This is a genomic window from Streptomyces adustus, from assembly GCF_009377175.1.
Classification (GTDB): domain Bacteria; phylum Actinomycetota; class Actinomycetes; order Streptomycetales; family Streptomycetaceae; genus Streptomyces; species Streptomyces adustus.
In genome coordinates, this window is sequence record NZ_VJZD01000316.1 from 1 (window position 1) to 9,579 (window position 9,579).

Here is a 9,579-nt window from a genome sequence, read left to right on the forward strand (position 1 = left end):
GGGTGGGTCGGGGGTGCCTGGTGGCACTCCCGACCCGGGCGGTCAGCGGCGGCGCTTCTTCGACGGGTTGCCGGTGCGGCGGGTCGAGCGCTTCTCGTGCGCCTGCCGGGCCGCCTCGTACTCCTCGCGGTGGAGCACCTCGCCGGGGGCCTCGGTGAGGGAGCGGAAGAAGTAGGCGAGGAGCGAGCCGACGAAACCGATGGCCAGCAGGCCGCGCAGGGAGGCCTGCCGGTCGGCGTCGGGACGCTTGCGGAAGCCTTCCCAGGTGTGCCCGAAGGCCAGCGCGCTACAGATCGCGAACATCACGACCACGATCACCGTGACGAAGCTGCCGACGTCGGCGATCTGAAGTCCCTGGTAGGCGAAGCGCAGGACCAGACAGGAGACGGCGGCCGCGACGAGCGCGCCGACGGCCACGCCGATACGCCGCAGCCGGTAGCCGTCGTCGTGGTTCACCCAGCTCGTGCCGAAGAAACGAAGGGGCTCGGGGCGGGGCCCGCCGCCCTGGGGGCCCGCGGGGCCGGTCGGGGTGTCGGTCTTGTCGGTCACTCCTTGATTATGGCTGGGGGGATCGCGGACTTCTTGGGGGGATCAGGCGCAGCGCGGTCGGATGTATCCGTCGCTGCCCGTGTGCACATACGCGTCCGAGACGAACTCGCCGTCGTCGATGTTGTCCCAGATGTTGGTGGTGCCGTACGTGCCCGTGACCGTCGTGCCCGGCGTCTGGCAGAAGATCGGCACCTTGGAGCCCTCGGCGAGGACACGGACGATGCCGTAGCCCGTGCCGGGACCGCTGCGCACATTGACGGTGACGCCGGGGGCGATCGGGTAGTAGGTGAGCACCAGCGCATCGGCTGTCGCAGCCGATCCCATGACCATGAGAAACGCTCCGGCGGCAGCCGCGAGCAGGACGGATCCGCGTCTGCGGAAATTCATGATTCCCCCCAGGTAGGTCAGTGCCGTCAGGCGCAGCGCGAAGCCACGTAGCCGTCGCTGCCCGTCTGTACATACGCGTCCGAGATGAACTCACCGTTGCTGATGTTGTCCCAGATGTTGGTGGTGCCGTACGTGCCCGTGACCGTCGTGCCCGGCGTCTGGCAGAAGATCGGGACCTTGGAACCGCCGGGCAGTGTGCGGACGATGCTGTAGCTCGTGCCGGGTCCGCTGCGCACGTTCAGACGGACCGGCGCCGTCGTGTAGTAGGGCAGAGCTGCCGCCGTCGAAACGGCGCCTTCCGCGCTCTCGGCCTCTTCGACACGCTCAACAGACATGAAAATCCTCCCCCGTTGCACCCCATGACTGCCATGGGGCCCCGTTGATTCCCCCGAATCGCGCGGCGAAACACACGTAACGCGATTTGCACACGAAGGCTAGCAAGCCGCCTCCGTCTCGAACGGGTCATCGACTAGGCTCCGTCCGTTCGCGCGCACGGAAGAACAGCACGGGGGTGGTTCCATGGCGCCGCAGCAGAACATCGGAGCGGGCGCGGAAGCGGAACTTCCCGAATACGCCGGTCACTACCCTCTGGAAGCCCGGCTGGGCTCCGGCGGCATGGGCGTGGTGCACCTGGCCCGGAGCACCTCGGGGCTGAAGCTCGCGGTCAAGGTCGTACACGCCCAGTTCGCCAAGGACCCCGAGTTCAGAGGGCGGTTCCGGCAGGAGGTGGCCGCCGCGCGACGGGTCAGCGGAGCCTTCACGGCCTCCGTCGTCGATGCCGACCCGGAGGCCGGACGGCCCTGGATGGCGACCCTGTTCATCCCCGGGCCGACCCTCTCCGACCAGGTGAAGCAGAACGGCCCCATGGAGCCGGCCCAGTTGCGCCGGTTGATGGCCGGACTGGCCGAGGCGCTGCGCGACATCCATCGCGTCGGGGTGGTGCACCGGGACCTGAAGCCGAGCAACGTACTGCTCGCCGAGGACGGGCCGAAGGTCATCGACTTCGGCATCTCCCGGCCGACGGACAGCGAACTGCGCACCGAGACGGGGAAGTTGATCGGGACGCCGCCGTTCATGGCGCCCGAGCAGTTCCGGCGCCCGCGGGAGGTGGGGCCCGCCGCCGACATCTTCGCGCTCGGGTCCGTGATGGTGCACGCGGCGACGGGGCGCGGGCCGTTCGACTCCGACAGTCCGTACATCGTCGCCTACCAGGTCGTGCACGACGAGCCCGACCTGACCGGCATACCGGAGGACCTGGCACCCCTGGTGCTGCGCTGTCTCGCCAAGGAGCCCGAGGACCGGCCCACACCGGACGAGTTGATGCGGAAACTGCGGTCGGTGGCGGCGTCGTACGACACGCAGGTCTTCGTACCGGCACAGCGGTCGAGCGAGGCGGTCGACGCACCGGATCCGAAGCCCCTCCCGAACGCGTCGGCGCGCAGGCCCGGAGGGGGTCTGCGCAGATGGACGGCGCTCGCGGGCGGAGTCCTCGCGCTCGTCACCTGTGGTGTCCTCGTCTCGATCCATCGCGCCGACGGGAACCCCTCCGCGTCGGGGGAACCCTCGTCGCACGCCACGCGGACCTCGTCCGTCTCCTGGACGACCGAACCCGCCCCCAGTGCCGCGGGCTTTCCTCAATGCAACTACGGGGCGAACGAGTTGCTGTGCAGACAGTCCGGAGTCGGCTACGCGCTCGAGCCGGCCGACGGCAGCCTGCGGTGGCGGCGCTCCGCGCCCGAGGAATGCTCCGCCGGCCCACCGGTCGTCTCCGGCGGGCTGTTGCAGTCCTGCACCGACGGAGGCCGGCGCCTGACCGCACTGGACCCTGCCACGGGCCGGAAGGTCTGGCAGCGAGACCTCGCCGGGCCCGCCTCGGTGCATTACACCGGTGGCATGGCCCTGCTCACCGGTGTGGACGGCGTGAGCACCGGTGTGGACAGCTCGTCAGGCGTGACGAAGTGGAGTCGCCGGATGACGGGGGTCGACTCCTTCGTCTCATTCGCCGGGGACCCGCTGGCCTATGCGACCAGGACGTCCGACGACGGGACGAGCACGCAGGTCACCGTGATCGACCCGGCCACGGGTGACGTGCGGTGGCAAGCACGGCTGACCGGCACGCTGAGGCCTTTCGGCACTCAGGGGGGATCCGCGTTCTTCCTGTCCGTCGACCGCGGTTCCGGCGGGACGAAGGCGGTGGTCCGCTACGACCCCGGGTCGAGGAAGTCGAGTCGGACCGTCCTGCCCGTCGCCCGCCAGGAGGCCGCGGCAGCCGTGCGAGGGAACGTCGTGTACATCCTGGCCACAGGCGGTTCACTGGAAGCCTTCGACACGAACACCCGACAGCGGCTGTGGCACCTCGAAACGTCCGTGAGCCGGGGTTCGACGCCGGTCGCCGACGGCGGGCACGTCTACGTCACCACCCCCGACGGCCGTCTCCTCGCGGTCGACGCCCGTAGCGGCGAACTCCTCGGGCAGACGCGTGCGCGGCTGGGGGCGAACTCGGACCAGGTGGTGGCCTCGCTGCCCCAGCCGGTCGTGGACGGTCACCGCGTCTACGCCGCCGCCCCCGACGGCACCGTCTTCGCCGTGGACGCCCGGCGTCCCTCGGAGTGGTGACCGGGCAGACGGAAGGGGCCGCCTCCGAGGAGACGGCCCCTGTTTCCACCCTGGAGGACGTCAGCCCAGCTTGCTGACGTCGCGCACGGCGCCCTTGTCCGCGCTGGTCGCCATCGCCGCGTAGGCGCGCAGCGCCGCGGACACCTTCCGCTCCCGCTGCTTCGGCGCGTACACGCCACCGAGGGCCTGCTCGCGACGGGCCAGCTCCGCGTCGTCGACCAGCAGGTCGATGGTGCGGTTCGGGATGTCGATACGGATCCGGTCGCCGTCCTCGACGAGCGCGATCGTGCCGCCGGACGCGGCCTCCGGGGAGGCGTGGCCGATGGACAGCCCGGAGGTGCCGCCGGAGAAGCGGCCGTCGGTGATCAGGGCGCAGGTCTTGCCCAGGCCGCGGCCCTTGAGGAAGGAGGTCGGGTAGAGCATCTCCTGCATACCGGGGCCGCCCTTGGGACCCTCGTAGCGGATGACGACGACGTCCCCGTCGGTCACCTGCTTGTTGAGGATCTTCTCGACGGCCTCCTCCTGGGACTCGCAGACCACCGCGGGGCCCTCGAAGGTCCAGATCGACTCGTCGACGCCGGCCGTCTTCACCACACAGCCGTCGACCGCCAGGTTGCCCTTGAGGACCGCGAGGCCGCCGTCCTTGGAGTACGCGTGCTCGGCGGAGCGGATGCAGCCGTTCTCGGCGTCCACGTCGAGGGCCGCCCAGCGCTCGGACTGGGAGAAGGCCTCGGCGGAGCGGACGCAGCCGGGGGCCGCGTGCCACAGTTCCACCGCCTCGGCGGACGGGGAGCCGCCGCGCACGTCCCAGGTCTTCAGCCAGTCGGCCAGGGACGGGCTGTGCACCGAGTACACGTCCTCGTTGAGCAGGCCGGCGCGGTGCAGTTCGCCGAGGAGGGCGGGGATGCCGCCGGCGCGGTGCACGTCCTCCATGTAGTACGTGCGGTCCTTGGCGACGTTCGGGGCGACCTTCGCCAGGCACGGAACCCGGCGCGAGACCTCGTTGATCTCCTCCAGCCCGAACGGGACGCCCGCCTCCTGGGCGGCGGCCAGCAGGTGCAGGATCGTGTTGGTCGAGCCGCCCATCGCGATGTCCAGGGCCATGGCGTTCTGGAAGGCGGCGAAGCTCGCGACGGCGCGGGGCAGGACGGTCTCGTCGTCCTGCTCGTAGTAGCGGCGGGTGACGTCCATGACCGTGCGGGCGGCGTTCTCGTAGAGCGCCCTGCGGGCCGTGTGGGTGGCCAGGACCGAGCCGTTGCCGGGGAGGGAGAGGCCGATGGCCTCGGTCAGGCAGTTCATCGAGTTCGCGGTGAACATGCCGGAACAGCTGCCACAGGTCGGACAGGCGTTCTCCTCGATCCGGAGGATGTCCTCGTCCGAGATCTTGTCGTTCACGGCGTCGGAGATCGCGTCGACCAGGTCGAGCGTGCGGACCGTGCCGTCGACGAGGGTGGCGCGGCCGGACTCCATCGGGCCGCCGGAGACGAAGACCGTCGGGATGTTCAGGCGCAGGGCGGCCATCAGCATGCCGGGCGTGATCTTGTCGCAGTTGGAGATGCAGATCAGGGCGTCGGCGCAGTGCGCCTCGACCATGTACTCCACGCTGTCCGCGATCAGGTCGCGGGAGGGCAGGGAGTACAGCATTCCGCCGTGGCCCATCGCGATGCCGTCGTCGACGGCGATCGTGTTGAACTCGCGGGCGATGCCGCCGGCCTCGCGGATGGCCTCGCTGACGATCCGGCCGACCGGCTGGAGGTGGGTGTGGCCGGGGACGAACTCGGTGAAGCTGTTGGCGACGGCGATGATCGGCTTGCGGCCGATGTCCGCACCGGGTACACCGGAGGCGCGCATAAGGGCGCGGGCGCCCGCCATGTTGCGGCCGTGGGTGACTGTGCGGGACCTCAGCTCGGGCATCGCGCTCGCTCCTTCAGAGACTGCGATCAGAGACTTCTGACTGCTGACGAGCGTACGCCGGTCATCCAGGGGTCGGGACGGTGTGTCCGGAATACGGGACACATGTCTCACTCGCACGTACGGCGTCACGGTCCCGCGCGACCTCGCGCGTACGGCGTCACAGTCCCTTGCGACCTCGCGCGTACGGCGTCACGGTCCCGTGAGGTGTGCCTGCACCACCGGTGCCACGCGCGCGACGACCTGCTCCAGGTCCGCCGACGCCAGCGGTTCCACCTTGATCACATAGCGCAGCATCGCGCAGCCCACGAGCTGGGCGGCCGCGAGCTCGGCGCGCAGTTCCGCGTCCGGCAGGTCGAGCCGGGCGGCGATCCGGCCCAGCAGCTGGGAGACGACCAGGCGGCGGAAGACGGCGGCCGCGGTCTCGTTGTTGACGGCGGAGCGGACGATCGCCAGCAGGGGCGTACGGGTGGCGGGGTTCTCCCAGACGCCGAACATGAAGCGGGTCAGGCGTTCGCCCACCTCGTCCGGCGGGCCTTCGGCCACTGCCGTAGGCCCGTTCAGCACGGGTCCGGCGGCGACCTCGATCGCGGCCTCGAAGACCTGCTCCTTGGTGCCGAAGTAGTGGTGCACCAGGGCCGGGTCCACGCCAGCCGCCTTGGCGATGCCGCGTACGGACGTCTTCTCGTAGCCGCGCTCGGAGAACTCCTCGCGGGCGGCGCCCAGGATGCGCTCGCGGGTGTCCGCGGACTCCGCGCGCGGGGGCCGGCCGCGCCTGCGGGCGATCGGGCCGGTCACGGCCGGTGCGCCTTCGCCGCCGACGCCAGATGCAGCCGCGTGAAGGCCAGCGCCTCCGCCAGATCGGCCTCCCGCTCGGCGCTGGACATGGCCCGGCGGGTGTTCACCTCGATGACGACGTGCCCGTCGAAACCGGTCCGGGCCAGGTGCTCCAGCAGCTCGGCGCAGGGCTGGGTGCCGCGTCCGGGCACCAGGTGCTCGTCCTTGCCCGAGCCGCTGCCGTCGGCGAGGTGGACATGGCCGAGGCGGTCGCCCATGCGGTCGATCATCTGGACCGCGTCGGTCCGGGCGGTGGCGGTGTGGCTGAGGTCGATCGTGAAGTGGCGGTAGTCGTCCTTCGTGACGTCCCAGTCGGGGGCGTACGCCGGCATCTCGCGGTCGCGATAGCGCCAGGGGTACATGTTCTCGACGGCGAACCGCACATCCGTCTCGTTCGCCATCCGCCAGATCCCGGCGACGAAGTCGCGCGCGTACTGCCGCTGCCAGCGGAACGGCGGGTGTACGACGATGGTGCTCGCGCCGAGCTTCTCGGCGGCCGCGCGGGCGCGCTGGAGCTTGATCCAGGGGTCGGTGGACCACACCCGCTGGGTGATGAGCAGGCAGGGGGCGTGCACGGCGAGGATCGGGATCCGGTGGTGGTCGCTGAGCCGGCGCAGTGCCTCGATGTCCTGACTGACCGGATCGTTCCAGACCATGACCTCGACACCGTCGTAGCCGAGGCGCGCGGCGATCTCGAAGGCCGTCGCCGTCGACTCCGGATAGACGGAAGCCGTCGACAGGGCGACCTTCGCATCCGGGATGCGCACGACTGGTTCTGCCACGAAGGACAGCGTACGGGGCCCCGGATCACGCCGGAGGGCGCGGGACGGCGGGCGGGTGCGGCGAACGGCCCCCGCCGACCTCCCGCCGCGGCCTCCCGGGCCTGCTCCGGCATCGGCTCCGACGCCTGCTCCGACACGGCTTACCTTGCCCGCTCGGGCAGGTGGCGCGGCACACCGGCCGCCGGGCCGCCCGCCCGCGTGTGTGACGTGCCGCACGCGCGCGGGCCGGACGTCAGGGCGTCGGTTCCGCGTCCATGTGGTCCAGTCGGCGCAGGATCACGCCCTCGCGCAGCGCCCAGGGGCAGATCTCCAGCGCCTCGACGCCGAACAGGTCCATCGCGCCCTCGGCGACCAGCGCGCCCGCCAGCAGCTGGCCCGCGCGGCCCGCGGAGACGCCGGGCAGCTCGGCACGCTGCTCGGGCGTCATCGCGGCCAGCCGGGGCACCCAGGCCTCCAGGGACTCCCGCTTGAGCTCGCGCTGCACGTACCGACCTTCGTCGGAGCCGGCGGCACCGGCTATCCGGGCCAGCTGCTTGAAGGTCTTGGAGGTGGCGACGACATGGTCGGGCATGCCGAGCCGGCTGAACTCCCCCACCGTACGGGCGATCTGGGCCCGGACATGACGACGCAGCGCCCTGATCTCCTCGGGGCCCGGCCGGTCCCCGGGCAGCCAGCCCGCGGTGAGGCGACCCGCGCCCAGGGGCAGCGAGACGGCCGCGTCGGGCTCCTCGTCCATGCCGAAGGCGATCTCCAGGGAACCCCCGCCGATGTCGAGGACCAGCAGCTTCCCGGCCGACCAGCCGTACCAGCGGCGGGCGGCGAGGAAGGTGAGCCGGGCCTCCTCCGCGCCGGTGAGCACCTGCAACCGGACGCCGGTCTCGTCCTGCACGCGTGCGAGGACTTCGTCGGCGTTGGTGGCCTCGCGCACGGCCGAGGTCGCGAACGGCAGCAGATCCTCGACGCCCTTGTCCTCGGCGGCCTGGAGCGCGCGGTCGATGACGGAGATCAGTCTGTCGACCCCTTCGGGACCGATCGCTCCGTCGCCGTCGAGGAGTTGGGCCAGGCGCAGTTCCGCCTTGTGCGAGTGCGCGGGAAGCGGGTGGGCGCCGGGGTGCGCGTCCACCACCAGCAGATGCACCGTGTTCGATCCCACGTCGAGGACACCGAGTCTCATGTAGGGAACGCTACTGCCAGGAACGCCGTGCTCAGCCCCCTCTGCGGTCCCTGAAGCGCTCCGCGGCGACTTACCCTGGACAGGTGCCAAAGACGAAAAAGGCGAAGGACGGAAAGTCGGCCAAATCCACCAAGGGCCCTTCGCAGCCGAAGGCGCCCCGGTCGAAGCAGGCTCCGACGGTGAGCGACGAGAAGGGACTCGACTTCGCGCGCGCGTGGGTGGAGTTCCCTGATCCGGCAGACGACGAACAGGTCTTCCGGTGCGATCTGACATGGCTGACCTCTCGCTGGAACTGCATCTTCGGCAGCGGCTGCCAGGGCATCCAGGCCGGCCGGGCGGACGACGGGTGCTGCACGCTGGGCGCCCACTTCTCCGACGAGGACGACGAGAAGCGGGTCGCCGGGCACGTGGCGCGGCTGACCCCGGAGATCTGGCAGAACCACGCCGTGGGCACCGAGACCGGCTGGGTCTCCGAGGACGACGAGGGCTCCCGCCAGACCCGCCCCTACCAGGGCTCGTGCATCTTCCAGAACCGGCCCGGCTTCGCCGCGGGCGCGGGCTGCTCGCTGCACATCCTCGCCCTGCGGGAGGGCCGCGAGCCGCTGGAGACGAAGCCCGACGTCTGCTGGCAGCTGCCGGTGCGGCGTACGTACGACTGGATCGACCGGCCGGACGACACCCGTGTGCTCCAGGTGTCGATCGGTGAGTACGACCGCAGGGGCTGGGGGCCCGGCGGCCACGACCTGCACTGGTGGTGCACGTCGGCGACCTCGGCGCACGGCGCGGGCGACCCGGTGTACGTCTCCTACCGGCCCGAGCTGATCGAGCTGATGGGCAAGGCCGGCTACGACCGGCTGGTCGAGCTGTGCGAGGCGCGGCTGGCCTCGCAGCTCCCGCTGCTGGCACCGCACCCGGCGGATCCGGTAGATCCCGTCGATCCGGTGGCCTGAGCGCGGGTCCCGGTTTCCTCGCGTCCGGCGTATCCGGTGCACCCGAGGTATCCGGTGCGTCCGGCGTATCCGGTGCACCCGAGGTATCCGGTGCGTCCGGCGTGACCGGTGCACCCCAGGTGGCCGGTGCGTGCGGCGTGACCGGTGGGCCGGGCTTCGCATGGGCCGCGGCTGCCGGGTCTACGAGGTGACCGGGCTCGGGTCGTCGTCATCGTCGTCGTCCGGCGGCGGTGACGGGCTTCCCGGGTCGGACGAGGCGGAGTCGGTGGGGGTGGGATCCGGGTCGGCGGTGGGCGGCTCGGACGGCGTCGGGTCGGTGGTGGCCGAGGCCGTGCCGGTCGGGGTCGTGGACGGGCGGCCACTGGGGCTGCCG

9 protein-coding genes and 1 pseudogene are annotated in these 9,579 nt (G+C 71.1%); 2 read left to right on the forward strand and 8 right to left on the reverse strand.

Features of this window, described 5'->3' with window-relative positions:
* Nucleotides 1–42: 42 nt before the first annotated feature.
* The 3 genes from FNH09_RS41500 to FNH09_RS41510 all read right to left on the reverse strand — a co-directional run bounded on the left by FNH09_RS41500 (nucleotide 43) and on the right by FNH09_RS41510 (nucleotide 1,271).
* Nucleotides 43–549 carry an EamA/RhaT family transporter gene (locus FNH09_RS41500; protein WP_162469879.1) on the reverse strand — a complete coding sequence of 169 codons (507 nt, stop codon included), beginning with the start codon at nucleotides 547–549 and terminating at the stop codon, nucleotides 43–45.
* A gap of 42 nt (nucleotides 550–591) precedes the next feature.
* On the reverse strand, nucleotides 592–879 hold the full coding sequence (locus FNH09_RS41505; protein WP_375978842.1) for an SH3 domain-containing protein: 288 nt from the start codon (nucleotides 877–879) through the stop codon (nucleotides 592–594).
* Nucleotides 880–962: 83 nt separating this feature from the next.
* Nucleotides 963–1,271: an SH3 domain-containing protein gene (locus FNH09_RS41510; protein WP_152895039.1), complete on the reverse strand. Its 309-nt coding sequence runs from the start codon at nucleotides 1,269–1,271 to the stop codon at nucleotides 963–965.
* Between the two features lie 184 nt (nucleotides 1,272–1,455).
* Here FNH09_RS41510 and FNH09_RS41515 point away from each other — a divergent pair, with 184 nt between their 5' ends.
* Nucleotides 1,456–3,552, forward strand: coding sequence for a serine/threonine-protein kinase (locus FNH09_RS41515; protein ID WP_152895040.1), 2,097 nt, complete (start codon nucleotides 1,456–1,458; stop codon nucleotides 3,550–3,552).
* Nucleotides 3,553–3,612: 60 nt separating this feature from the next.
* Here FNH09_RS41515 and ilvD read toward each other — a convergent pair whose 3' ends face one another.
* The 4 genes from ilvD to FNH09_RS41535 all read right to left on the reverse strand — a co-directional run bounded on the left by ilvD (nucleotide 3,613) and on the right by FNH09_RS41535 (nucleotide 8,256).
* The gene (ilvD, locus tag FNH09_RS41520) at nucleotides 3,613–5,466 is read right to left on the reverse strand and encodes a dihydroxy-acid dehydratase (RefSeq protein WP_152895041.1); all 1,854 of its coding nucleotides are present in this window, start codon (nucleotides 5,464–5,466) and stop codon (nucleotides 3,613–3,615) included.
* Between the two features lie 189 nt (nucleotides 5,467–5,655).
* On the reverse strand, nucleotides 5,656–6,261 hold the full coding sequence (locus FNH09_RS41525) for a TetR/AcrR family transcriptional regulator (protein WP_162469880.1): 606 nt from the start codon (nucleotides 6,259–6,261) through the stop codon (nucleotides 5,656–5,658).
* A complete protein-coding gene (locus FNH09_RS41530) occupies nucleotides 6,258–7,082 on the reverse strand; it encodes a TIM barrel protein (RefSeq protein WP_162469881.1) in 825 nt (274 codons plus the stop codon). Before FNH09_RS41530 ends, FNH09_RS41525 begins: the two co-directional genes overlap by 4 nt.
* 232 nt (nucleotides 7,083–7,314) lie before the next feature.
* Nucleotides 7,315–8,256, reverse strand: coding sequence for a Ppx/GppA family phosphatase (locus tag FNH09_RS41535; protein ID WP_152895042.1), 942 nt, complete (start codon nucleotides 8,254–8,256; stop codon nucleotides 7,315–7,317).
* 83 nt (nucleotides 8,257–8,339) lie between these two features.
* Here FNH09_RS41535 and FNH09_RS41540 point away from each other — a divergent pair, with 83 nt between their 5' ends.
* On the forward strand, nucleotides 8,340–9,206 hold the full coding sequence (locus FNH09_RS41540) for a DUF3109 family protein (RefSeq protein ID WP_162469882.1): 867 nt from the start codon (nucleotides 8,340–8,342) through the stop codon (nucleotides 9,204–9,206).
* A 180-nt stretch (nucleotides 9,207–9,386) separates the two neighbouring features.
* Here the strand turns inward: FNH09_RS41540 and FNH09_RS47345 are convergent.
* Nucleotides 9,387–9,579: pseudogene (locus FNH09_RS47345) on the reverse strand (LPXTG cell wall anchor domain-containing protein); the annotation flags it as partial.